The organism is gamma proteobacterium symbiont of Lampromicra miyakona (assembly GCF_059730895.1).
In genome coordinates this window covers 1,148,703-1,173,255 of the sequence record NZ_AP035932.1, presented here as the reverse complement: position 1 = coordinate 1,173,255, position 24,553 = coordinate 1,148,703, and the positions used below count along the sequence as shown (strand labels likewise).

General features: G+C 60.2%; 21 protein-coding genes. 9 read left to right on the top strand and 12 right to left on the bottom strand.

Annotation, left to right across the window (positions count from 1 at the left end; translation table 11 throughout):
- Window positions 1-21: 21 nt before the first annotated feature.
- From pstB to AC6I8P_RS05315, 3 genes are read right to left on the bottom strand one after another with little or no spacing between them, the layout of a single operon-like run.
- Window positions 22-789, bottom strand: coding sequence for a phosphate ABC transporter ATP-binding protein PstB (gene pstB / locus AC6I8P_RS05325; protein ID WP_136547117.1), 768 nt, complete (start codon window positions 787-789; stop codon window positions 22-24).
- Window positions 790-801: 12 nt separating this feature from the next.
- The gene (gene pstA, locus AC6I8P_RS05320; RefSeq protein WP_498031036.1) at window positions 802-2,400 is read right to left on the bottom strand and encodes a phosphate ABC transporter permease PstA; all 1,599 of its coding nucleotides are present in this window, start codon (window positions 2,398-2,400) and stop codon (window positions 802-804) included.
- Window positions 2,397-4,490, bottom strand: a complete 2,094-nt coding sequence (locus AC6I8P_RS05315) for an ABC transporter permease subunit (protein WP_498031035.1) — start codon at window positions 4,488-4,490, stop codon at window positions 2,397-2,399. The genes pstA and AC6I8P_RS05315 overlap by 4 nt, the downstream gene beginning before the upstream one ends.
- Window positions 4,491-4,673: 183 nt before the next feature.
- On the opposite strand from AC6I8P_RS05315, the gene ppk1 reads away from it, so the two are divergent.
- The 6 genes from ppk1 (at window position 4,674) to AC6I8P_RS05285 (ending at window position 11,447) form a co-directional block, all read left to right on the top strand.
- Window positions 4,674-6,734: a polyphosphate kinase 1 gene (gene ppk1, locus AC6I8P_RS05310; RefSeq protein ID WP_021506583.1), complete on the top strand. Its 2,061-nt coding sequence runs from the start codon at window positions 4,674-4,676 to the stop codon at window positions 6,732-6,734.
- Between the two features lie 5 nt (window positions 6,735-6,739).
- Window positions 6,740-8,263, top strand: coding sequence for an exopolyphosphatase (gene ppx / locus AC6I8P_RS05305; protein WP_021506582.1), 1,524 nt, complete (start codon window positions 6,740-6,742; stop codon window positions 8,261-8,263).
- A gap of 27 nt (window positions 8,264-8,290) precedes the next feature.
- On the top strand, window positions 8,291-8,890 hold the full coding sequence (tehB, locus tag AC6I8P_RS05300) for a tellurite resistance methyltransferase TehB (protein ID WP_021506581.1): 600 nt from the start codon (window positions 8,291-8,293) through the stop codon (window positions 8,888-8,890).
- Window positions 8,891-9,473: 583 nt separating this feature from the next.
- Window positions 9,474-9,659, top strand: a complete 186-nt coding sequence (locus AC6I8P_RS05295) for a YfgG family protein (RefSeq protein WP_022548292.1) — start codon at window positions 9,474-9,476, stop codon at window positions 9,657-9,659.
- 124 nt (window positions 9,660-9,783) lie between these two features.
- Window positions 9,784-11,220, top strand: a complete 1,437-nt coding sequence (mgtE, locus tag AC6I8P_RS05290) for a magnesium transporter (RefSeq protein WP_021506579.1) — start codon at window positions 9,784-9,786, stop codon at window positions 11,218-11,220.
- 47 nt (window positions 11,221-11,267) lie between these two features.
- Window positions 11,268-11,447 carry a GDFGVC terminal motif YodC-like protein gene (locus AC6I8P_RS05285; protein WP_010617609.1) on the top strand — a complete coding sequence of 60 codons (180 nt, stop codon included), beginning with the start codon at window positions 11,268-11,270 and terminating at the stop codon, window positions 11,445-11,447.
- A 54-nt stretch (window positions 11,448-11,501) separates the two neighbouring features.
- Here the strand turns inward: AC6I8P_RS05285 and AC6I8P_RS05280 are convergent, their stop codons facing one another.
- The 4 genes from AC6I8P_RS05280 to AC6I8P_RS05265 form a co-directional block, all read right to left on the bottom strand.
- Window positions 11,502-12,278, bottom strand: a complete 777-nt coding sequence (locus tag AC6I8P_RS05280) for a DUF3750 domain-containing protein (RefSeq protein WP_215480592.1) — start codon at window positions 12,276-12,278, stop codon at window positions 11,502-11,504.
- Window positions 12,279-12,401: 123 nt separating this feature from the next.
- The gene (locus AC6I8P_RS05275; protein ID WP_021506577.1) at window positions 12,402-13,166 is read right to left on the bottom strand and encodes an SDR family oxidoreductase; all 765 of its coding nucleotides are present in this window, start codon (window positions 13,164-13,166) and stop codon (window positions 12,402-12,404) included.
- 10 nt (window positions 13,167-13,176) lie between these two features.
- The gene (locus AC6I8P_RS05270; protein WP_249219516.1) at window positions 13,177-14,364 is read right to left on the bottom strand and encodes an arabinose transporter; all 1,188 of its coding nucleotides are present in this window, start codon (window positions 14,362-14,364) and stop codon (window positions 13,177-13,179) included.
- A gap of 53 nt (window positions 14,365-14,417) precedes the next feature.
- The gene (locus tag AC6I8P_RS05265; protein WP_058770840.1) at window positions 14,418-15,734 is read right to left on the bottom strand and encodes an amidohydrolase family protein; all 1,317 of its coding nucleotides are present in this window, start codon (window positions 15,732-15,734) and stop codon (window positions 14,418-14,420) included.
- Window positions 15,735-15,874: 140 nt separating this feature from the next.
- Between AC6I8P_RS05265 and AC6I8P_RS05260 the strand changes: the two genes are divergently transcribed.
- Window positions 15,875-16,783: a LysR family transcriptional regulator gene (locus AC6I8P_RS05260; protein ID WP_136546898.1), complete on the top strand. Its 909-nt coding sequence runs from the start codon at window positions 15,875-15,877 to the stop codon at window positions 16,781-16,783.
- Window positions 16,784-16,789: 6 nt separating this feature from the next.
- On the opposite strand, the gene AC6I8P_RS05255 is transcribed toward AC6I8P_RS05260, so the two are convergent.
- The 3 genes from AC6I8P_RS05255 to AC6I8P_RS05245 all read right to left on the bottom strand — a co-directional run bounded on the left by AC6I8P_RS05255 (window position 16,790) and on the right by AC6I8P_RS05245 (window position 18,668).
- A complete protein-coding gene (locus AC6I8P_RS05255; protein WP_498031034.1) occupies window positions 16,790-17,158 on the bottom strand; it encodes a hypothetical protein in 369 nt (122 codons plus the stop codon).
- A 125-nt stretch (window positions 17,159-17,283) separates the two neighbouring features.
- Window positions 17,284-18,204 carry an NADP-dependent oxidoreductase gene (locus AC6I8P_RS05250; protein WP_150360860.1) on the bottom strand — a complete coding sequence of 307 codons (921 nt, stop codon included), beginning with the start codon at window positions 18,202-18,204 and terminating at the stop codon, window positions 17,284-17,286.
- Window positions 18,205-18,224: 20 nt separating this feature from the next.
- Window positions 18,225-18,668 (bottom strand): ester cyclase, encoded by a 444-nt coding sequence (locus AC6I8P_RS05245; protein ID WP_159378618.1) that lies wholly within the window; start codon window positions 18,666-18,668, stop codon window positions 18,225-18,227.
- Between the two features lie 95 nt (window positions 18,669-18,763).
- Between AC6I8P_RS05245 and AC6I8P_RS05240 the strand changes: the two genes are divergently transcribed.
- The gene (locus AC6I8P_RS05240) at window positions 18,764-19,675 is read left to right on the top strand and encodes a LysR family transcriptional regulator (RefSeq protein ID WP_498031033.1); all 912 of its coding nucleotides are present in this window, start codon (window positions 18,764-18,766) and stop codon (window positions 19,673-19,675) included.
- Window positions 19,676-19,788: 113 nt separating this feature from the next.
- Here the strand turns inward: AC6I8P_RS05240 and guaA are convergent, their stop codons facing one another.
- Window positions 19,789-21,369: a glutamine-hydrolyzing GMP synthase gene (gene guaA / locus AC6I8P_RS05235; protein WP_021506569.1), complete on the bottom strand. Its 1,581-nt coding sequence runs from the start codon at window positions 21,367-21,369 to the stop codon at window positions 19,789-19,791.
- Between the two features lie 72 nt (window positions 21,370-21,441).
- The gene (gene guaB / locus AC6I8P_RS05230; protein WP_021506568.1) at window positions 21,442-22,908 is read right to left on the bottom strand and encodes an IMP dehydrogenase; all 1,467 of its coding nucleotides are present in this window, start codon (window positions 22,906-22,908) and stop codon (window positions 21,442-21,444) included.
- Between the two features lie 168 nt (window positions 22,909-23,076).
- Between guaB and xseA the strand changes: the two genes are divergently transcribed.
- Entirely contained in the window at window positions 23,077-24,444 is a 1,368-nt protein-coding gene (gene xseA, locus AC6I8P_RS05225; protein WP_275028233.1) for an exodeoxyribonuclease VII large subunit, read from the top strand.
- The last annotated feature ends 109 nt before the right edge of the window (window positions 24,445-24,553 follow it).

Sequence of the window (24,553 nt, the reverse complement as noted above, 5' to 3'; positions counted from 1 at the left end):
TTCGCGCTAACCTAACAATACTTACCCAAACCGGCCGGTAATATAATCCTCGGTGCGCCGCGCCTGCGGTGCGGTGAAAATCCGGTCGGTTTCATCAAACTCCACCAGCTGCCCGTTATGCATAAACGCGGTGTAATCGGATACGCGCGCTGCCTGCTGCATGTTGTGCGTCACCAGCACCAACGTGAAATGCTGCTTCAGCGTGGTCATCAACTCTTCAATCACCAGCGTCGAGATCGGATCCAGCGCCGAGGTGGGTTCATCCAGCAGCAGCACTTCCGGCTCGATGGCGATGGCGCGCGCAATCACCAGACGCTGCTGCTGACCGCTCGACAGCGTCAGCGCATTCTGCCCCAGCTGATCTTTCACTTCGCCCCACAGCGCCGCCGCCCGCAGCGCGCGCTCGCAGGCCTCATTCAGCACGCGACGATCGCGCACGCCCTGCAAACGCAGACCGTAAACCACATTCTCATAGATCGACTTGGGAAACGGATTGGGGCGCTGGAACACCATGCCGATGCGCCGCCGCAGCGCCGGCAGATCCTGGTTCGACTGCATCACCGCGTGGCTATCGAGCAGAATCTCACCTTCGATGCGGCAGCCATCAATCACGTCGTTCATGCGATTGAAGCAGCGCAGCAGCGTCGATTTACCGCAGCCGGAGGGCCCAATCAGCGCCGTGATGCGATGCTTCGGGATCTGCAAATCAATGTTATTCAGCGCCTGGCGTTCGCCGTACCACAGCGACAGCTGATTAACGGTGAGCGCAATAGCGTAATCGGGCGTCATGTGTAAACCTTTTTAGTGCGTCATTAGCCGGTAGCGCTCGCGCAGGCGATGGCGCAGCACCATCGCCAGCAGATTGAGCGACAGAATGATCGCCACCAGCAGCAGTGCCGTGGCATACACCAGCGGTCGGTCGGCGTCGATGTTCGGGCTCTGGAAAGCCAGATCGTAAATCTGAAAACCGAGATGCATAAATTTACGGTCAAGATGCAGGTAAGGAAACACCGCATCGACCGGCAGCTCAGGCACCATTTTGACCACGCCCACCAGCATCAGCGGTGCGGTTTCGCCGGCGGCGCGCGCCACCGCCAGAATCAGGCCGGTGAGCATTGCCGGTACCGCCAGCGGCAGCACCACGCGCCACAGGGTTTCTGCCTGAGTCGCGCCCAGCGCCAGCGAGCCCTGACGCAGATTGTCCGGAATACGCGACAACCCCTCTTCGGTGGCGACGATCACTACCGGCAGCGTCAGCAGCGCCAGCGTCAGCGCCGCCCACAGCAGGCCAGGCGTGCCGAAGGTAGGATTGGGCAGCGAGCGGGAGAAGAACAGCTGATCGAGGGTACCGCCAATCAGCCAGACAAAAAAGCCGAGGCCAAACACGCCATACACAATCGACGGCACGCCAGCCAGATTCACCACCGCAATGCGCACCAGCCGGGTGAGCGCGTTGCGCCCGGCGTATTCGTGCAGCCAGACGGCGGCCACCACGCCCAGCGGCATGACAATCACCGACATCAGCAGCATCATCAAAACAGTGCCGAAAATCGCCGGCAGCGCGCCATTTTCACTGCCGCCCGAGGTGGGCGAATCGCTGACAAACTGCCAGATCTGACTGAGGAAATGCCCGATTTTCTGCCCGAGGCTCAGGCTGTTTGGATACCAGGCGGCCACCACCTGCGCCAGCGGAATCAGATGATCGTCGCCCTGCACGTCGCGCAGCACCAGCGTATCGCGCTGGCTTTCATGCTGCAGATGCGCCAGCTGCTGCGCCAGCGCGCCGAAGCGTTTATGCAGCGCTGCGCTGTTGGCATCCAGTTCTGACTGATCCTGCAGGCTGAAGTGACCACCGCGCCGCTGCTCGTCGGCCTGCTGTTGCAGACTCTCCAGCTGCGCGTTAAGGCGCGCCATTTCAATACGCCGGATGTTGCTCGCCTGGCGCAGCTGCTCATGCACCTGCTTCAGCCGCTGCTGCAGCAGTGCATCGCGGTCGCGCGCGGTCAGCACCTCGTTGTCTTCACGCAGCTCCACCAGCCAGCCGTAGGCATTGCCGCCACTGCGTCGCTGTAGCACCAGCACTTCTGCCGGGCATCGGGTTTGCGCTTCGCCCTGACTGACGATGACGCGGAAATCCGGCGCGGCAAAATCGCGGTTGCCGGTTTTCACTACGTAGCGCCAGCGATCGCCCTGCTGCTGGCGATCCAGCGTTTCACCCAGCACCCTCAGCGGTGCCCCCTGCGGCGGCTGGAACTGATACTGATCGACCGGCTGCGGCCAGAACGCCCTGACGCCCTGCCAGCCCAGCAGGCCGATTAATAAGGTAAATGCCAGCAGGCAGACGGAGACCGCACCGGCAGTCAGCCAGCGCCAGCGATCGTTTTGACGCAGCGCGCTCATGCTTGCCCCTCATGCTGACTGTAGCGCTGACGCAGCCGCTGGCGAATCAGTTCCGCCACGGTGTTGATCGCCAGCGTGAATATCAGCAGCAGCAACGCACTGAGAAACAGGATGCGGTAATGGGCGCTGCCCGCCGCGGCTTCCGGCATTTCAATGGCGATATTGGCCGACAGCGCGCGCAGCCCGGCAAACAGTCCGCCTTCGCTCACCGGCGTGTTGCCGGTGGCCATCAGCACAATCATGGTTTCGCCCACCGCACGACCAAAGCCGATCATCAGCGCGGCAAAAATGCCTGCCGACGCGCCCGGCAGCACCACGCGCGTCAGGGTTTGCCACGGTGTCGCGCCCAGCGCCAGCGAGCCCTGCCCCAGCGCCACCGGCACGCTAAACAGCGCATCTTCCGCCAGGGTAAAGATCAGCGGCACCAGCGCGAAGCCCATCGCCAGCGCCGCCACCAGCAGGTTACGCTGCTCATAGTGCGCCAACTGTTCGCCCATCTGCGGCCACCACAGTGTCGGCAGCCACAGCGTCAGTAACGTCACCAGTAACAGCAGCGGCATCAGTAGCAGCACTTCAAAACCGGGCCGCCGCCAGCGCGCCGGCAAACGCGGACTGAGCACGCCGCACACCAGCAGCGTGGCGGCCAGCACCAGCGGCAGCAGCATCACGCCAGGCAGCGCGCGGCTGATGTGCGGCGCCAGCCACACGCCAGCGATCAGGCCAATCACCACGCTCGGCAGCGCGCCCATCATTTCAATGCCCGGCTTGACCCAGCGGCGCAGGCCCGGCGACATAAACCATGCGGTATACATCGCCGCCGCCAGCGCCAGCGGCGTAGCAAACAGCAGCGCCAGCGACGCCGCTTTCAGCGTGCCGATCACCAGCGGCATCAGGCTGAATTTGGCCTGATAGCTGTCGCCAGCGGCGGTGGACTGCCATACCCAGTCCGGCTGCGGATAGTTTTCATACCAGATTTTCTGCCACAGATTGCGCCAGCTGAAATCGGGCCACGGATTATCCAGCGCGAACTGCTGCCACTGTCCGGCACGTTCGACGATCAGGCTATCGCCGCGCGGAGACAACGCCAGCGCACTGATGCCCGCGGCCAGCTGGCGCGTGACAATCGGGCCCGCCTGCTTGCTGGCGAACAGGCGCACCACGCCCTGCGCGTCAAAGCTGGCAAAAACGCGCCGCTGCGCCTCAGGCACGATGCCGAGCGCACCCGCGCTGTGCGTGAAGGTGTGAATCTGCTGCAGCCGTGGCCCGTGGTCACCGGTGATGGCAAACCATTGCTGAATGCCACGCGCATCCTGAATCAGTAAGCTGCGCCCGCCCGCCAGCAGTTGCAGGCTGCGCGGTTGCTGAGTCAGCGTCTGGGTTTCCCGCAGCTGCGCGCCCTGCGGCGTAATCTGCCACACCCGCAACAGCCGTCCGGCACTGGTGTACAGCAGCGTGCCGTCCGGCGACAACCGCATCAGGTCGGCCTGCTCACCGGGCAATACAATCTGGTCGACGCGTTTCTGGCCGACAAAGGTCAGCAGGCTGATACCGGCCGGCGTTTGTGCGGCGATGCGCCACTGGTGATCGCCCGGCACTGCCAGCGCCATCTGGCTGACCGCGCCCTGCGGCAGATGCAGCGGCCGATCGCCCAGCGGGAAATACCATTCACCGTGCTGGCCGTGGATGAGCGGTTGCATCAGCATCAGATCGCCCTGCATATTGAGCAATACGCTGCTGCCGTCGCTGCTGGTCACCGCCGCCTGCGGCTGGCCGTTCAGCGCCAGCGCGTCGCCCGCTGGCTGGCCGTCGAGCGGAATAAAGCGCGCTTCGTTGCGGCTGATGCGCCAGCCGAGCTGGCCTTCGCTGCCCAGCGCCAGCGCCGGGGCTTTGTCCCATAGCTGCTGACTGAGCGTCGGCTGCATGCCCGGCGCGCTGAACAGCGGCATCACCACCCAGATCAGCCAGAAGAACAGCAGCAGCATCAGCAGTAAAATTCCCACACCGCAGGCCGTGACGATGCGGCGCACGAACTGATCGATGGCGCGTCGACGACGGTCACTAAAGTGGACAGGAATACGATTTATGCTCATGCAGGCCAGAGTTACCCTTGAAGTTATGCCGCTATGTTGCCCGTAGCTGATTGATAAGACAACTGTTGAGGTTGGACAAGGCTGCCATACTCTCGCCATAATGGTGGAGGACACTGAGCGGAACCGCAATTTTGCGTTAATTCCGCCGGACATTCCGTCCAGCAACAGCATCACGGAGTCAGAATGGGTCAGGAAAAGCTGTATATAGAAAAAGAACTAAGCTGGTTAACCTTTAACGAACGCGTGCTGCAGGAAGCCGCTGATAAAAGCAATCCGCTCATTGAGCGCATGCGTTTTCTCGGCATCTATTCCAACAACCTGGAAGAGTTTTATAAAGTGCGCTTTGCCGATCTCAAGCGCCGCATTCTGATTGGCGAAGAACAGGGGACGCCCACCACCCTGCGCCATTTGCTGAAAAAGATTCAGCTGCGGGTACAGAAATCGGATCAGGAGTTCGATGCGCTGTATAACGACCTGCTGCTGGAGATGGCGCGCAACCAGATTTTCCTGATCAACGAGCGCCAGCTGTCACCCAATCAGCAGGAGTGGCTGCGCTACTACTTTAAGCATCAGCTGCGCCAGCACGTCACGCCAATTCTGATCAACCACGACACCGACCTGATTGAGTTCCTGAAAGACGACTACACCTATCTGGCGGTGGAGATTATCCGCGGCGAAGAAATCCGTTACGCCCTGCTGGAGATCCCGTCCGATAAAGTGCCGCGCTTTGTGAATCTGCCGGCAGAATCGCCGCGCCGTCGCAAGCCAATGATTCTGCTGGATAACATTCTGCGCTACTGCCTTGATGAGATTTTTAAAGGCTTCTTTGATTACGACGCGCTGAACGCCTACTCAATGAAAATGACGCGCGACGCCGAGTACGACCTGGTCACGGAGATGGAATCCAGCCTGCTGGAGCTGATGTCCTCCAGCCTGAAACAGCGCCTGACCGCCGAACCGGTGCGCTTTGTCTATCAGCGCGATATGCCCGATGCGATGGTGGAAATGCTGCGCCATAAGCTGTCTATCTCCAGCTACGACTCGATTGTGCCGGGCGGCCGTTATCATAACTTCAAAGATTTCATCGGCTTCCCGAACGTGGGCAAAGCCAATCTGGAAAATCGACCGCTGCCGCAGATTCGTCATATCGGTTTTGATGGCTTCCGCAACGGCTTTGATGCCATCCGCAACCGCGATGTGCTGCTGTACTATCCGTACCACACCTTTGAGCACGTGCTGGAGCTGCTGCGTCAGGCGTCGTTTGACCCGAACGTGCTGGCCATCAAGATCAACATTTACCGCGTGGCCAAGAATTCGCGCATTATGGATGCGATGATCCACGCCGCCTACAACGGTAAAAAGGTCACGGTGGTGGTCGAACTGCAGGCGCGCTTCGATGAAGAAGCCAACATTCGCTGGGCGAAGCGGCTGACCGAAGCGGGCGTGCACGTGATCTTCTCGGCGCCCGGCCTGAAGATTCACGCCAAGCTGTTCCTGATCTCCCGCCGCGAGGGCGAAGAAGTGGTGCGTTACGCCCACATCGGTACCGGCAACTTCAACGAAAAAACCGCGCGTATTTACACCGACTATTCGCTGCTGACCGCCGATGCGCGCATCACCAATGAAGTCCGCCGCGTATTCAACTTTATCGAAAACCCGTATCGCCCGGTGACGTTCGAACACCTGATGGTGTCGCCGCAAAACTCGCGCGCCATGCTGTATCAGCTGATTGATAACGAGATTGCCAACGCGCAGCAGGGCAATCCTTCCGGCATTACGCTGAAAATCAACAACCTGGTGGACAATGGTCTGGTGGATCGGCTGTATGCCGCCTCATCGGCCGGCGTGAAGATCAACCTGCTGGTGCGCGGCATGTGCTCGCTAATCCCCGATTTGCCGGGCATCAGTGAAAATATTCGCATCACCAGTATCGTTGACCGCTACCTTGAACACGACCGCGTCTATATTTTTGAAAGCGGCGGCGATAAAAAAGTATTCCTGTCGTCGGCGGACTGGATGACGCGCAACATCGATTATCGTATCGAAGTGGCGGTGTCGGTGCTCGATCCGCGCCTGAAACAGCGCATACTGGATATCATTGCCATTCTGTTAAGTGATACGGTAAAAGCCCGCATCGTAGACAAAGAATTGAGTAACCGTTATGTTCCGCGCGGCAATCGCAAGAAGGTGCGCTCGCAGCTGGCGATTTACGATTACATCAAGAAACTGGAACAACCCGAATAACGCCTATGCCAATCTCCCATAAAAGTACGCCGAAACCGCAGGAATTTGCCGCCATCGATCTCGGCTCGAACAGCTTCCACATGGTGATTGCCCGTGTGGTGGATGGCGCCATGCAGGTGCTGGGACGCCTGAAACAGCGCGTGCACCTCGCCGACGGGCTGGATGCGCAAAATCGCCTGAGCGAAGAAGCGATGGAGCGCGGGCTGAGCTGCCTGGCGCTGTTTGCCGAGCGCCTGCAGGGGTTCAGTGCCGCCAACGTCACCATCGTCGGTACACACACGCTGCGCATCGCGTCCAACGCGGAAGAGTTTCTGCAGCGCGCCGCGGAGGTCATCCCTTATCCGATTGAGGTGATTTCCGGCAATGAAGAAGCGCGCCTGATCTTTATGGGCGTTGAGCACACGCAGCCGGAGAAAGGCCGCAAGCTGGTGATTGATATCGGCGGCGGTTCAACCGAGCTGGTGATCGGCGAAGATTTTGAGCCGCAGCTGGTGGAGAGTCGCCGCATGGGCTGCGTCAGCTTCGCCAACCTCTACTTCCCGAAAGGCGAGATTAGCCAGGAGAATTTCCGCCGCGCCCGGCTGGCCGCCGCGCAAAAGCTGGAAACGCTGGCGTGGCAGTACCGTCTGCAGGGCTGGCAGTATGCGCTGGGCGCGTCCGGCAGTATCAAAGCGGCCTGTGAAGTGCTGCTGGCGATGGGCGAGAAAGAGAAGCGCGTGACGCCGGAAAACCTCGACATGCTGGTGAGCGAAGTGCTGAAGCACAAATCCTTTGCGGCCCTGAGCCTGCCGGGCCTGTCTGATGAGCGCAAGGCAGTGTTTGTGCCGGGGCTGGCGATTCTGTGTGGCGTGTTTGACGCGCTGGCCATTCGCGAGCTGCGCCTGTCGGATGGCGCGCTGCGTGAAGGCGTGCTGTATGAGATGGAGGGCCGTTTCCGCCATCAGGATATCCGCAGCCGTACCGCACAGAGCCTGGCGAATCATTACGCCATCGACAGCGACCAGGCACGCCGCGTGCTGGAAACCACCGAACAACTGTACAGCCAGTGGCTGGAGCAGAATCCGAAGCTGGCCAATCCCCAGCTGACAGCGCTGATGAAGTGGGCAGCGCTGCTGCACGAAGTCGGGCTGACCATTAACCACAGCGGTATGCAGCGCCATTCGGCCTACATCCTGCAAAACTCCAATATGCCGGGCTTTAATCAGGATCAACAGATGCTGCTGGCCACGCTGGTACGCTTCCACCGTAAAGCGGTGAAGCAGGATGAGATGCCGCGTTTCACCTTGTTTAAAAAGAAACAGTTCCTGCCGATGATCTTCCTGCTGCGGCTCGGCACCCTGCTAAACAATCAGCGTCAGGCCACCACGCGCCCCGACACGCTGAAGCTGAGCACCGACGATGGTCACTGGACGCTGACCTTCCCGGCCGGTTTCCTCAGCCAGAACACGCTGGTTCAGCTGGATCTGGAGCGGGAGCAGGCTTACTGGAATGACGTCACCGGCTGGAAACTGATGCTGGAAGAGGAGTAACGCGGGCTTCAGGCCCGCAATAGCACTATGACAACACGCCCCGATAACTATTTTGCGGAGAAATACGGCCTGACGCCGCCCCACTCCGAAGTGCTGGCCGCGCTGCCAAAACTGGCAGTGGGTAATGCGCTGGACCTTGGCTGCGGCCAGGGCCGCAACAGCCTGCTGCTTAATCAGCACGGTTTTACGGTGACCGCCTGGGACAACAATCCGCAGAGTCTGGAACGCCTTAACAGCATCATCGCGGAAGAGCAGCTGCAGCAGATACATACCGAACAGTGCGACCTGAATCAGGTGCGCTTCAACGGTGATTATCAGTTTGTGTTTTCTACCGTGGTGATGATGTTCCTGCAGCCGGCGACCATCCCGCAGCTGATCGCCGATATGCAGGCCAGCACGCGCAAGTACGGTTACAACCTGATTGTGGCGGCGATGAGCACCGATGATTATCCCAACACGCAAAACTTCCCGTTTACCTTTAAATCAGGCGAGCTGAGCCATTATTACCGTAACTGGCACATCGTGAAGTACAACGAAGAGGTCGGTGAACTGCATCGCCGCGATGAACACGGTCAGCGCATTAAGTATCGCTTCGCTACCCTGCTGGCGCAGAAAGCCAGCTACTGATGGCTGGCATCATGATGGTCCGGTCGCCATAAATGGCGACCCTACAACGGATTAGTGCGGTTGGTGAAAGTATGCGGGTTCTGGTCGCCATCAATGGCGTAATGCCGTTCGGTGACGAAAACGCAAGCCACACCCTATCGTAGCGGCGCGATTCATCGCGCAATAAATTGCGCCGCTACGTAAAGTGCCTCTTTTTTGAATAAATTCAAAGGTTAACTGGCATGAGTTACATCATGCGGCTTTCGGTCGCCATAGATGGCGTAATGCCGTTCGGTGACGAAAACGCAAGCCGCACCCTATCGTAGCGGCGCGATTCATCGCGCAATAAATTGCGCCGCTACGAAAAGTGCCTCTTTTTTGAATAAATTCAAAGGTTAACTGGCATGAGTCACATCTTGCGGGTTTTGGTCGTCATAAATGACGCCCCTGCAGAGTCGATGACGCACGCTTCGCCCGGAGGCTGATATCGATCAAAGCAACCTTAACCTTTTCTGCTCATTTTTCACGCAGCGGTTGACCTCCCGGTCGGGTTGTGACTAAATGTTGCCACCGCCCAGCCGGGCTTTGACAGGAACCACCCCGCGTGAATAGCGCCATCTCTGCACGAAGACGTCCCAAAACCGGTACCATGACCCGCATCGTTTTGCTGATCAGTTTCTTTATTTTGGTTGGCCGTCTGATTTTCATTATTCCCGGTGCCATCGAGCATCATCAGCAAAAGAAAGCCGCACCTGAACCGGTCACACTGAGCACCAGCGAGACGCGCTAAGGAATTTGCGGGTCATCGTCGCTCTGCCATCACATTGTCCGCCGCGGCAATGCTGCTTGTTACGCCCACTTTACCCGCAACGCGCTACACTTTGACCTGACTTTACAGACACAAAGGACGCGTTATGTCTGCTTCGCACGCACAACAACTATCAGAAACCCGCCAGCGAATTCTGCACCTTCTGCTCAGCGAGCACGATTTAGTCGATGTGCTGCTGGATAAATCCGTCGACCTCAACGCCGCCGAACTGCGCAAAATTACCGGCTGGCGTCAGCAGCTGGAGCATGAACTGCCGCAGCTGCACGCGGCCGACCTGGCGGACATTCTCGAAGCGCTGCCGGAAGAGGAGCGTCTGGCGCTGTGGCGGCTGGTGCCCTACGAGCAGCGCGGTCGCGTGCTGGTGGAGGCCTCCGAAACCGTGTGGGCCAGCCTGACGGAAGAGATGACCGACCGCGAAATCCTGCGCGCCATCGAGCCGCTGGATATTGACGATCAGGTCTATCTGGCGCGTTATCTGCCGCGCGATCTCACCGGCCGCCTGCTCACCACGCTCGATCCCAGCCTGCGCGCCCGGCTGCTGGACGTGATTGAGCTGGATCGCGATCGCGTCGGCCAGGTGATGGACTTCAATATTCTCACCGTGCGCTCAGACGTGACGCTGGCGACGGTGCAACGCTTTCTGCGCAAGCGCAAAAGCATGCCGGACGGCACCGATAAAATCTTCATCACCGACGAACACAATCAGCTGCTGGGTGAACTGGCGCTGACCGATATCCTGCTCAACAAGCCTAAAACGCTGGTGGCTGAGGTGATGAACGCGCGCCCCACCACTTTCCAGCTGGATGACAAAGCGGAAGAGGCCGCCAGCGCCTTCGAACGCTATAACCTGATCTCTGCTGCGGTGACCGATGCCAAAGGCAAGCTGATTGGCCGTATCACCGTGGAAGATGTGATTGACCTGGTGAACGAAGAGAACGAAAGCAACATCCGTAAGATGGGCGGCATCAGCCAGGGTGAAGACGTGTTTGCACCGGTGCGCAAAGCGGTAAGAAAGCGCTGGACCTGGCTGGCCGTCAACCTGTGTACGGCGTTTATCGCCTCGCGCGTCATTGGTCTGTTTGAGGACACCATTTCGCAGCTGGTGGCGCTGGCCACGCTGATGCCGATTGTCGCCGGCATTGGCGGTAACACCGGCAATCAGACCATCACCATGATCGTACGCGCGCTGGCGCTGCATCAGGTTGAACCCGGCAACTTTTCGTTTCTGATTGCGCGTGAACTCGGCGTGGCGCTGCTTAACGGCCTGTTCTGGGGCGGCATCATGGGTGGCGTGACCTGGCTGATGTACGACAATCTGCAACTGGGCGGCGTGATGATGCTGGCGATGGTGCTGAATCTGCTGCTGGCGGCGCTGATGGGCGTGCTGATTCCGCTCATCATGACCAAACTCAAACGCGACCCGGCGGTCGGCTCCAGCGTGCTGATCACCGCCATCACCGATACCGGCGGCTTCTTTATCTTCCTCGGTCTGGCCACGCTGTTTCTGCTGCACGGCCACTAAAGCGCAGCTACAATCAGCGTTGATCCCTAATCAGCTGGAGAGCAGTGATGTTTAACGTGGATGATTTTGTGCAGGCGAAAACCGGTGGGCCAAAAATGCAGGTGTTGCGCGTTGCGGGCGATACGCTGTGGTGCGCCCGCGTTGACGATCCGATCAAAAAAGAGATCGAGGTGAAGGCCGACAGCGTCAATCTCTATCATGAAGACGGGGATTTCGGCGTCTGTTAACGGCTGCGAGCCCGCGCCGCCCGCGAGCCGATGCTGTCGCGGCGCGGCGCTGTCTCAGGGCTTATCCTTCTGTAAATTATCCTGCCCCACCCCGCCGATAAACGGCAGCCGCAGACGCAGCGGGGTGAAATCCAGCCCCAGATTCAGTCCCAGCACATTCACCTCCACGCCCTCTTCCGCACCCAGCGTGACGCCCAGCACGCCGAGCAGCGACAGCTGCACGCCGCGCCCGGATGGCGGCAGGCCAAGCGGATGCAGCAGCGAACGGAAATCCTTACCGATGGCATTGGCGGGCAAATCGAGCTTCAGCGCCGGCACTTCACGGCCAATGTGAGCGAGGAAGGTGTTGCTGTTGGGGCCCGGCCACGCATGATAGGTGTTGGGCCACGGATAGGATTGAATCGCCGCTTCAATCTGCGGGATCATCGCCTGCGCAGCCGCACCACGATGTGACACCAGCAAACGCGGACGCGCACCGTACCAGTAGCCGTCCGGCAGATTGCTGTTGCGCCGCACTTTATCGCCGCTGCCCCAGCTGATCACCTCATAACGGTTGTAGCGGGTTTCTCCGGCGCGCTTAAAGATAATCCACGGATGCACGGCCACCGCACCTTTCCAGCCGTAGGTCGGCGCAGCATACACCTGCACAATCGCCTCACTGGCGAAGCGCTGCGGATCCGGTGCCAGCCCGGCCGAATCACGGCGCGCTGTCGCCCAGCCGCCGCGTTCGGTGGTGAACTCACCGCTGCGCGTCGCCTGCGCCAGGCTGGCCGCCAGCGACAGTAACACCACACAGAGAAAAGAGAGTAAAACAGCTTTAACAGGCAACATGCATGGGCATCCCGGTGGTGAAAAAACGCTCCCGCCATGATGCGCCGAAACGGTAGCGTCTGTATTCACCAACTATGCGGTGGACAAAAAATGCGTTGCGGTGCCCGGTCAGCTGATTTTTCCTTAGTCAGGCAGGGCGATACCGCTGATATCGGCGCATATCGCCAGCAACTGCTGCTGCAGCCGTGGATTGCGCGCCTGCGGATTAGCCGCCAGCGCCTGACGGTGATAAAAGTACTCTCCGCTGACCCGTGCCTCATCAGCGGTGGCTAACCACACCTGGGTACGATGCGCCTGATCAAGATCGTCGGGTGCCCCGGCACCGCCCATTTTGGTCGGCACCCAGCCTGGCTCCAGCGCGTTGCTGTATACCTGCGGCCAGCGCCGGGCGATGGCAAACGCCAGTATGGCATCATGCAGTTTACTCTCAGCATAAGCCTGCGAAGCGTGCCAGCGCCGCCGCTGCCACAAAATATCATCCAGGTTAGCTTCGGCATGATGATGCATGCCGGAGCTGAGGTAAATCAGCCGCTGCGGCCGTTCAATCAGCGCGGTAAGAATATAGGGTGCCAGCGTGTTGATGGCGAACAGATGCGGCAGGCCATCTGCGGTTAACTGATAAGGCTCGCGATAGCCAACCGCCACATTGTGGATCACCGCATCAAATCTGCCGAGCGCATTAACCTGCTGCGCCACACTGCGGGCGCCGGCGATGGTTATCACGTCGCCGCTGACCACGGCTTCAGCCTGCGGTAGCGCCTCCTGCGCGGCGCGGGCACGCGCGGCGTTGCGTCCGTGCAGCACCACCTGATGGCCCTGCTCAACCAGCAGTTCAGCCGCCATCAGCCCGAGGCCGGTGGATGAACCGGAAATAAAAATACGTGACATGGAAAACTCCTTAAGCGTGAAGTGAAGCGGCGCGCGATGTCAGCGCCAGCAGCGCACCGAGCAGCGCACAGGCCGCACCAAACAGATAGACGGCGGCATAGCTGAAGTGGCTGGCGATGGCACCGGCAATCGGTCCGGAAATACCATAAGCGATGTCGAGAAAAGCAACGAACGCGCCCATGGCGCTGCCGCGACTGGCCGGCGGCACGCGCTTCAGCGCTTCCACGCCGAGGGCGGGAAAGATCAGCGCACAGCCAAGACCGGTAATCAGCGCGCCGGTGAGCGCCAGGGTTTCGTCAGGCGCAAACCACAGCAGCATCTGCCCCAGCGCCTCCACCAGCAGTGAATAAGCCGCCACGCGGTAGCCACCAATGCGATCCGGCAGATGTCCCAGCACCAGGCGCACGGCGATAAAACCAACGCCAAACGAGGTCATCACCCAGCCGGCCAGCTGCCAGTGGCGCGCGGCGAAGTAGAGCGAGGCGAAGGCCGTCAGGCCGGCCAGTCCGACGCCCTGCAGCATCAGGCCACAGCCTTCACGCCAGATGCGGCCAATCACCCGATAGAACGGCAAACGTGTTCCCCCGACCACGCGATAACCGCTGGCAGCCGTGGCGATGAGCGCCGCCAGCAGCGGAGCCGCGATGCAGGCCAGCATTGCCGCCGCTAAGCCGACATGCTGATACAGCATCATGCCGGCAGGGGCACCGAGCGACAGCGCGGCAAACATGGCGATACCGGTCCAGGACATCGACAGACCGGCACGCTGTGGCCCGACCGAGGCGATTGACCAGGCCACGCAGCCGGTGACGAACTGGCTTTCGCCCATACCCGCCGCCAGCCGTCCGGCAATCACCAGCGCCAGACTGACCGCCGGTGAAAAGCCCGGCAGCGCGGCCAGCCAGTACAGCACGCCAGCCAGCGCGCACACCGCCGCGCCCTGCAGCGCCGAGCGCTTACCGCCGACGCGATCGGTCAGTTGACCGGCGTAACCGCGCGTCAGCACGGTGGCAACAAACTGTATCCCGATCACCAGCCCGACCCACAGGTTGCTGAAACCGAGATGCTGATGGATAAACAGCGGGATTACCGGCAGCGGCAAGCCGACCGCCAGATAACCGCAAAACAGCGCGGCAATCACGCCGGTCGCCGGTCGCGACAAATGCGCAGCTTCAGCCTGCGCGCTTAATGCAGACATAACAGCCTCCATAAATGAACAGACAGCGCGGCAGGCCGCCGCGCTGCGGAAAATCAGGCAAACAAAGGATGGTGATAGCCGCTGGCATTCAGCAGATAGTCGCGCGAGGCGGTAATTTCCGCGTTCAGCTGTGCCACATCGACGTTGAGCAACTGACCATGACGTTTACGCAGTTCACCCGCCACCATCACGGTATCAACATCGGCGCGTTGCACCGCCTGCACCACCGTTGCCGTCACGCTGGTCAGCGGGAAAACGCCGATACCATCGGTGCGCAGCATAATAACGTCGGCCTGTTTACCTGGCGTCAGCGTGCCCGTTTGCTGCTCCAGCCCGGCCGCACGCGCGCCGTTAATCGTGGCCGACTGCAGTACGGCTTCCACGCTAATCGGTGCCGGTACGTCGCTTTCGCCCCGGAAGCGGCGATAGCGCATCGCTGAGCGCTGCTGGTTAAACAGCGCCTGCATTTCACCGAACAGATCGCTGCCGAAGGCGGTATCGAGATCGATACCGAGCGCCGGCGTCATTCCGCGATCGACCGCCTGCTGCCAGGCAAAGCTGTCGTCGTCGAAACCAAACAGCGCATCCGAACGCGGATTCACGGTAATGTTGACGCCCGCGTCCGCCAGCTGCTGCCAGGTGTGCGCCGGTACGCGCGTACAGTGGTTGAAAATGTTGTGCGGACCCAGCAAGCCGGGTTCGGCAAACTCCGCCGGCAGCTGCGCCAGGTCACCAATAAACTCGGTGAGAATGCGCATATCCAGCTCGCGCGCCACGCGCCACCACGCCAGGTTGAGCTGGCCAAACAGGCCAACCTGCACGCGACTGCCGGCGTGGTTCCAGCGGCTGGCGAGACGGGCCAGATCGCCCGGCAGATGATCGCTGGAAGCCTGCTTATCCATTGCTGCGCCAACCATGTGCAGTGCACGAATCCCGCTCTCCTGCAGCGCGTCAAGCGCCGCATCGGTATGCGCCGGACTGCGTGAACTGTGGCAGGCATCAATCACCGTGGTGATGCCGGCATCCAGGCATGCCAGCGCCGTCAGCCGGGTGCTGAGGTACATATCCAGCGGACGGTAATGCGCGCCGAGCGTTTCTGCCACCACATCGATATAGACAAACAGGTCGTCAACGTTGGGCATCAGGCGGCGCATCGCACCGAGCCACATATGGTGATGCGCATCCACCAGGCCCGGCATCACGATATGGCCGCGGGCATCAATCACCTGCGCATCATCGGCGGAAAGGTTTTCCCCCACGGCGGCAATACGATCGTCCTCAATCAGCACATCGCCACAGACGAGGTCGGGCACGCTGGCGTCCAGCGTCAGGATAGTGCCGCCTTTAAAAAGGGTGCGCCGTACAGTCATAACATTCTCCTCAAAAGAGATCAGGAATCCGGCGGTCAGTGCCGGTCGCGTTTCGGGGCACACAATAAGTTGCAGCGCATTTTTGATAAAGGTAGGCTCAGGCAAATGATCTTTGCTAAAAATCAAAGATGGAGAACAGGATGAGTTTTGATGGCCGACTATTATCCGGCATGAGCGTGCTGGCAGCCGTGGTTGAAGCCGGCAGCTTCAGCCGCGCCGGTGAGGTGCTGGGGTTGTCCGCCTCGGGCGTCAGCCGGGCGATTTCACGACTGGAACAGCGTCTCGGCGTGCGCCTGCTGGATCGCACCACCCGCACCCTGCATCTCACCAGCGAAGGTGCCAGCCTGTATGAGCGGGCGGCGCCGCATCTGGAAGGGATTGAAGAAGCAGCAAACTACGTCTCCGGCGCCGCCGTGACGGTGCGCGGTACGCTGCGCGTGAGCCTGAATCCGCTGTTTTCCCGCTATGTGCTGGCGGCAAAGCTGCCGCTGCTGCGTGCCCGTTATCCGCATCTGGAACTGACGATTTTGCAGCAGCCCGATGTGGGCGATCTGGTGGCAGAAGGTATTGATGTGGCGGTGCGTTTCGGGCCACAGCCGCCGTCCACCATGACCTCACGCCTGCTGTTACAAACGCGCGTCCTGACGGTGGCCGCCCCGGACTATCTGGCACGCTGTGGTCGCCCGACGCAGCCGCAGCAGCTGACTGAGCACAATTGTCTGCAATACATCGATCCGCGCAGCAATAAGCCCTTTAGCTGGGAGTTTCATCGTGGCACGCAGCGGCTGACGGTCGCCACCCACGGCCATCTGACCACCACCGATCCGGATTTAATGGTACAGGCGTGCGTCGGCGGTGCCGGCGTAGCCCAGGTGCTGGCGCTGAGCGTGCAACATCTGATCGCCAGCGGTGAACTGGTCGAACTTTTCCCCGACTGGCCTGACGAAACCTATCCGCTGTTTATCACCCGGCCTTCGCGCCGTCTGGCCCCGGCGGCGGTGGAGGCATTTCTCGGTTTTTGCCTGGAGATTTGTGCGGAACAGAGCTGACGCAAATTACCGATTATCCTCAGCGCGTGTTTGCCGATAATAGCCCACCAGCTGAACGATGAAGGTGAGCGTCGCGAGTAACAACAGTATCCCACCCAGGGGAATGGTGCCGAGCAGGAACCAGCCCATGACGCCTAATTCATACAGCAACTGGCCGCGATCTTCTCCCAGGATGTAACAGGGATGCACGTTGCCTTCGTCCAGCTGGCAGCCTGCCAGACTGGCGACATATCCCGCGCCCATCGCGCAGATCAGCGGCAGAAACGCGAGAAAAGCCGTACCGCACAGCATCACAAGATAGAGAATGATGATGGATGTCAGCGGGCGTTTGCCAGGTGGTGCGCGCTTGCCCGCGGCTCTGAAATTAAACAGCACGTTTCCTCCTGAAGCCTCTGCCGTTAACGCCAGATTATTAACACATCCTTATCCCCTGCGACAAACCGGTAAACAAACGCCTGCGGGGTAGCGGGCGCGTTTTTACTGCGACATGACGCCAGGCGTTAAGGATTGGCGCGGATAATCACTTTGCCGCGCGCATGGCCGGTCGCCACCTTCTCCAGTGCGGAGCGTGCATCATCCAGCGAAAAGATAGCGTCGGTGATGACCTGTAACTGCCCGGCCTGGAACAGGCTGCTCGCCCGGGCAAGATACGGCGTCGCGCTGGCGAAGAAGACAAACTCGCCGTGCTGGCCGCCGACGGGTGTGATGCCAAACTCTACCAGCGTGGCAATGCGCCCGCCGGCGCGCAGCACGGACCAGGAGCGGCTCAGCGTTTCGCCGCCGACGCTGTCTATCACCAGGTCGATATCGCGCGTTGCTGCAAAGTCCTGCGTGCGGTAGTCAATCACCTCATCGGCGCCCAGACTGGTCACCAGCGCATGGTTTTTCGCCGACGCCGTGGCGATGACATAAGCGCCCGCCTGATGCGCCAGCTGGACGGCCATGCTGCCGACGCCACCCGCTGCGGCGTGAATCAGCACGCGCTCGCCGCGCTGCAGCTGGCCCACATCGAACAATGCCTGCTGCGCGGAGCCAAACGCGGTAGGCAGCGCCGCGGCCTGTTCGGCGCTCATCGCTGCCGGGACAAGGCATACGTCATCGGCGGCGATCACCAGGCTTTGGGCAAAAGCCCCGCCTGCACCCGGTGGCGTGCGCCCGAATACGCGATCGCCCGCGTTTAAATGGCTCACGCGCTCGCCAGCTGCTGTAATCACGCCGCAGAAATCCATGCCCGGCACGTAAGGCAGGTCCACCGGGAAAACCTGCTGCATGTGCCCTGAGATGATTTTCACATCCAGCGGGTTAACGCTCGCCGCTTCAACCTGCACCGTCACCTCATCCGGACTGGCGGCGCGAAGTTGACGTTCACCGATCGTCAGCACATCGGCGGTGCCAAACGTATCAATCAATGCTGCTTTCATTATCAACTCTCCGGTCTGATTCAGGCTTGTGGCGGAAACTGGCCAAGCTGGAGGAACAGGCCAAACCAATCCTCCATGTGCCAGGTGGTGATCAGACGGCCGTCCTCCAGCGCATGGAACTCATGCAGACGGAAGCTCACTTTCTTGCCGGTCGGCGCGATACCGAAAATTTCGCCGAGATGGGTGCCGCTGATTTCCGCCCGCGCCGCGATGCGGCCCGGTTCCTGAATCATGTCATGCACCACGATCTTCACGTCCGGAAAGGCCTGCGCCAGCATGCGAATGATCGGCTTGATGCCTTCCGGTCCGGCAACTTGTCCTGGCGCCAGCGGAATGTCTTCCCATGACGGTGCCAGCACGCTATCGACCAGATCGGGGTTGTTGTCGCTGAAGGCCTGATAGAGCGTCTCTACCGCCTGTCGTTCAATTTTGAGCCTGTGTACGTATTCTGCTGCTGGATTCATCGTTATTCACTTTCAGGTGAGGGTTGGTTGTGGAATTTTGCGCAGCGCCCTACAATTCGTCCAACAAATATTCAATATGAGTGATTATTTGCCGTATGGATTTTCATGGCATCGATCTCAATCTGTTAGTGGCTTTTGACGCGCTGATGAACGAGCGCAACGTCACGCGGGCGGCAACCCATGTGGGCGTCAGCCAGCCGGCGATGAGCGCCGCTTTGTCGCGATTACGCACCCTGTTCGCTGACCCGCTGTTCATGCGCAGCGCGGAGGGTTTACTGCCGACCGCGCGTGCGCGCGATCTGTCCGGCCCCATCGCCGGGGCGTTGCGCCAGCTCGAAGCGACGCTGGTGGCAAAGCCCGTATTTGCAGCGGAAAAAGCGCAAATAAATTTCAAGCTGGGCGTGTCGGAGTATCCGGCTTTCGTGTTGCTGCCTTCGTTAATGCAGGCGCTACAGGATGCCGCCCCCGGCGTGTCATTGAATGTGCAGGCGTTTACCAACCGCGATCACGCGGTCGATTTGTTAGATGCCGGCGCGATTGATGTCGCCATCGGCGTCATGCCTACCCACAGCGATAGCCGCATCATCTTCCGGCCGGTATTGCGCGACGAATTTGTCACCATCGTCGCCAGCAACCATCCGGCGGCCAGACGCGGCATGGACATGGAGAGCTACCTGGCGCTGCCGCATATTCTGGTCTCGCCGGAAGGTGAACTGTACGGCCTGGTTGATCAGGTGCTGGCGCAGCAGGGTAAAAAGCGCCGGCTGGGGCTGACGGTCCAGCAGATGTTTACGGTGCCGTCTATCGTGGCGCAAACCCACATGACGGCGACCGTGATGAAGCGCGTGGCGCTGCATGCGCAGGCCAGTCGCCAGCTGGTGCTGTTCCCTCCCCCGCTGTCGTTGCCCGAAATGGTGTTCAACCTTATCTGGCACCGGCGCAGCGACGCGCATCCCGCCCAGCAGTGGTTCAGGGAATTTATTGAACAACAGGCGGCGCGGCTGTAGGCGCTGTATCTGAATTCTGCGCGGATCGGGCGATGCGAAAGATGGCAGGATAAAAAAGCCCGCAGTTACGCGGGCTTTAAAGCTTCAGGTGCTGGCGGTTGCCAGTGCGGGCGTTATTCCCACTCAATCGTCGCAGGCGGTTTACCTGAAATGTCATAAACCACGCGTGAGATGCCGTTCACTTCGTTGATGATGCGATTAGAGACGCGGCCGAGGAAGTCGTACGGCAGGTGCGCCCAGTGGGCCGTCATGAAGTCGATGGTTTCGACAGCACGCAGGGAAACCACCCAGTCGTATTTACGGCCATCGCCCATCACGCCGACGGAGCGCACCGGCAGGAACACGGTAAAGGCCTGGCTGACTTTGTTGTACAGATCGGCTTTGCGCAGCTCTTCGATAAAGATGGCATCGGCACGGCGCAGCAGGTCGCAGTACTCTTTCTTCACTTCACCCAGTACGCGCACGCCCAGACCCGGGCCCGGGAAGGGATGGCGGTACAGCATGTCGTAAGGCAGGCCGAGTTCCAGACCGATTTTACGCACTTCATCTTTGAACAGCTCTTTCAGCGGCTCAACCAGGCCCATCTTCATCTCTTTCGGCAAACCGCCCACGTTGTGGTGCGATTTGATCACGTGCGCTTTACCGGTAGCCGAAGCCGCCGACTCAATCACATCCGGATAGATGGTGCCCTGCGCCAGCCACTTCACGTCGGTCAGCTTCAGTGCTTCTTCGTCGAACACTTCCACGAACACGCGGCCGATGATTTTACGTTTGGCTTCCGGATCGTTCTCGCCCGCCAGCGCGTCGAGGAAGCGCCCTTCTGCCGCAACGTGCACGATGTTCAGACCAAAGTGGTCGCCGAACATGTCCATCACCTGCTCAGCTTCATTCAGACGCAGCAGTCCGTTATCGACGAACACACAGGTCAGGCGCTCGCCAATCGCGCGGTGCAGCAGCATCGCGGTCACGGACGAGTCCACGCCGCCGGAAAGGCCGAGAATCACACGGTCTTCACCCACCTGCTCACGGATGCGCTCTACCGCGTCTTCGATGATTTTGGCTGGCGTCCACAGCGCTTCACAGCCGCAGATGTCGCGCACAAAACGCTCCAGCATGCGCAGGCCCTGACGGGTGTGCGTCACTTCCGGGTGGAACTGCACGCCGTAGAAACGCTTCTCTTCGTTGGCCATGATGGCAAACGGGCAGCTTTCGGTGCTGGCAACCGTCACGAAGTCTGCCGGGATCGCCGTGACTTTGTCACCGTGGCTCATCCACACGTCTAGCAGCGGTTTGCCCGCCGCGCTGATGGCATCTTCGATATCACGCACCAGCGCGCTCGGGGTTGTCACTTCAACCTGCGCGTAACCAAATTCACGCTCGTTCGAGCCTTCAACCTTACCGCCCAGCTGCATCGCCATGGTCTGCATGCCGTAGCACACGCCCAGCACCGGCACACCAGCGTTGAACACATATTCCGGCGCGCGCGGGCTGTTGTGCTCGGTGGTGCTTTCCGGACCACCGGAGAGGATGATGCCGTTCGGGTTGAACTGGCGGATTTGCTCTTCGGTGACATCCCACGCCCAGAGTTCGCAGTAGACGCCCAGCTCACGCACGCGGCGCGCGACCAGCTGCGTATACTGAGAACCAAAATCGAGGATCAAAATACGATGTTTATGAATATTTTCAGTCGTCATTGAGGCGTTTCCATTGGGATGGACTTAATAATAAAAGCGCCCGGCTGGAGCCGGGCGGGAAATCTTACGGGATTATGAACCCATGCGGTAGTTTGGTGACTCTTTGGTGATGGTCACATCGTGCACGTGGCTTTCGTTGATGCCGGCGCCGCTGATGCGCACGAACTCGGCTTTGGTGCGCAGATCGTCGATGGTCGGGCAACCGGTCAGGCCCATGCAGGAGCGCAGGCCGCCCATCTGCTGGTGCACGATCTCTTTCAGGCGGCCTTTATAGGCAACGCGCCCTTCGATACCTTCCGGCACCAGTTTGTCGGCGGCGTTATCGCTCTGGAAGTAACGGTCAGACGAGCCTTTGGACATCGCGCCCAGTGAACCCATACCGCGGTAGGATTTGAACGCACGTCCCTGATAGAGCTCGATTTCGCCCGGCGACTCTTCGGTACCGGCCAGCATGGAGCCGACCATTACCGCCGACGCGCCCGCGGCGATGGCTTTGGCGATGTCGCCAGAGAAACGGATACCACCGTCAGCGATGACCGGAATACCGGTACCTTCCAGCGCTTCAACCGCGTCGGATACCGCCGTGATCTGCGGTACGCCAACGCCGGTAACGATACGGGTAGTACAGATGGAGCCCGGGCCGATGCCCACTTTCACCGCGCTCACGCCCGCGTTAGCCAGCGCCAGTGCGCCTGCACCGGTCGCCACGTTGCCGCCGATGATTTCGAGGTCCGGATATTTTGCGCGGGTTTCACGGATACGCTGCAGCACGCCTTCGGAGTGGCCGTGCGAGGAGTCGATCAGCAGCACGTCAACGCCCGCAGCGACCAGCGCATCAACGCGCTCTTCGTTGCCGGCACCGGCACCCACTGCGGCACCGACGCGCAGACGACCCTGCGCATCTTTACAGGCGTTAGGTTTACGCTCGGCTTTCTGGAAATCTTTAACGGTAATCATGCCCAGCAGGTGGAAGCTGTCGTCAACAACCAGCGCTTTCTCGACGCGTTTTTCGTGCATTTTCTGCAGCACGACTTCACGCGCTTCACCCTCTTTCACCGTCACCAGGCGCTCTTTCGGCGTCATGACCGCGGTCACCGGCAGCGTCATATCGGTCACGAAGCGCACGTCACGACCGGTAATGATGCCCACCAGCTCGTTGTCGGCGTTGACCACCGGGTAACCGGCGAAGCCGTTACGTTCGGTCAGCTCTTTCACCTCGGCCAGCGTGGTAGTTGGCAGCACGGTCTGTGGCTCCGTTACGACGCCGCTTTCGTGTTTTTTCACCTTGCGAACTTCATCCGCCTGGCGCTCAATCGACATGTTTTTGTGGATAAAGCCCAGACCGCCTTCCTGCGCCAGCGCAATCGCCAGACCGGCTTCGGTTACGGTGTCCATCGCTGCAGACAGCATAGGAATGTTGAGACGGATGTTTTTGGTCAGCTGGGTGCTGAGATCGGCCGTGTTGGGTAAAACAGTGGAGTGAGCGGGAACGAGCAGGACGTCGTCAAATGTGAGGGCTTCTTTCGCGATTCTTAACATTGCAATATCTCCACCTGGGGCGTTTAAAACAGATAAAATATTGCCGCGGCATTATACAGGCCGAAATCGGTTGCCTCCAGTGTTTTTTCGGAAAAAGTCTTGATCCTCCGGGGCAGGCATGTAGTATCGGTTAATTAACCCTCTGATTTGAAATTTGATCCTCATCACATGTCGCTACCGCCAACCGCCAATATTTTTACTGTCAGCCGCCTGAACACCACGGTGCGCCAACTGCTGGAAAATGAGATGGGCCTGGTGTGGCTCAGCGCTGAAATTTCCAATTTCACTCAGCCCGCTTCCGGTCACTGGTACTTCACTCTGAAGGACGATGGCGCGCAGGTGCGCTGTGCCATGTTCCGCAACAGCAATCGACGCGTCAGCTTTCGCCCGCAGCACGGTCAGCAGGTGCTGGTGCGTGCCAGCATCACGCTGTATGAGCCGCGCGGCGACTATCAGCTGATTATCGAAAGCATGCATCCGGCCGGTGAAGGGCTGCTGCAGCAACAGTTTGAGCAGCTGAAAGCCCGGCTGGCGGCGGAGGGGCTGTTCGACCAGCAGTTTAAACAGCCGCTGCCGGAGCCGGCGCGCCAGGTGGGTGTGATCACCTCCGCCACCGGCGCGGCATTGCACGATGTGCTGCGCGTGCTGCATCGCCGTGATCCCTCGCTGCCGGTGGTGATCTATCCGACCGCAGTGCAAGGCGTTGATGCGCCCGCCACCATCGTGCGCGCCATCGAGCTGGCCAACCAGCGTGACGAGTGCGACGTGCTGATCGTCGGGCGCGGCGGCGGTTCACTGGAAGATCTGTGGAGTTTTAACGACGAGCGCGTGGCGCGGGCCATCTTTGCCAGCCGCCTGCCGATCGTCAGCGCCGTTGGGCATGAAACCGATGTCACCATCGCCGACTTTGTTGCCGATCTGCGCGCGCCGACGCCTTCTGCCGCTGCCGAACTGGTGAGCCGCAACCAGATCGAGCTACTGCGCCGTTTGCAGTCTCAGCAGCAGCGCATGGAGATGGCGATGGATTATTACGTGGCGCAGCAGCAACGCCGCTTCACCCGGCTGCAGCATCGTCTGCAACAGCAGCATCCGCAGCTGCGCCTGGCACGGCAGCAAACCACGCTGATTCAGCTGCAGCGTCGTCTGCAGGAAGCGGCCGACCAGCGGCTGCGCCTGGCGCATCGCCAGCAGGATCGCCTGCTGCAGCGCCTGCAATCCCAGCAGCCGCAGGGACGTATTCTGCGCGCTCAGCAACAGTTACAGCAGTGGCACTACCGGCTGCAGCAGGGCATGGAAAAACAGCTCAATCACAGCCGGCAGCGTTTTGGTACGCTGGCAGCACAGCTGGAAGGCGTGAGTCCGCTGGCGACGCTGGCGCGCGGCTTTAGCGTCACCACCGATGCTCAGGGCCAGGTGGTGAAAAAGACCCGTCAGCTGCATACCGGCGATCTGCTGCGTACCCGGCTGGATGATGGCTGGGTGGAGAGTCAGGTGACGGCGTTACAACCACAGAAGACGCGCAGCCGTAAGGCGTGATAATCTTTTCAGCCGCATAAATGGTTGATAACCCCCTGTAAATCGCGCGGGCTGCAGACGCAGCGGCGCGCGATTGATAAGCGGGTCTATACTTTCTGACATACCCATC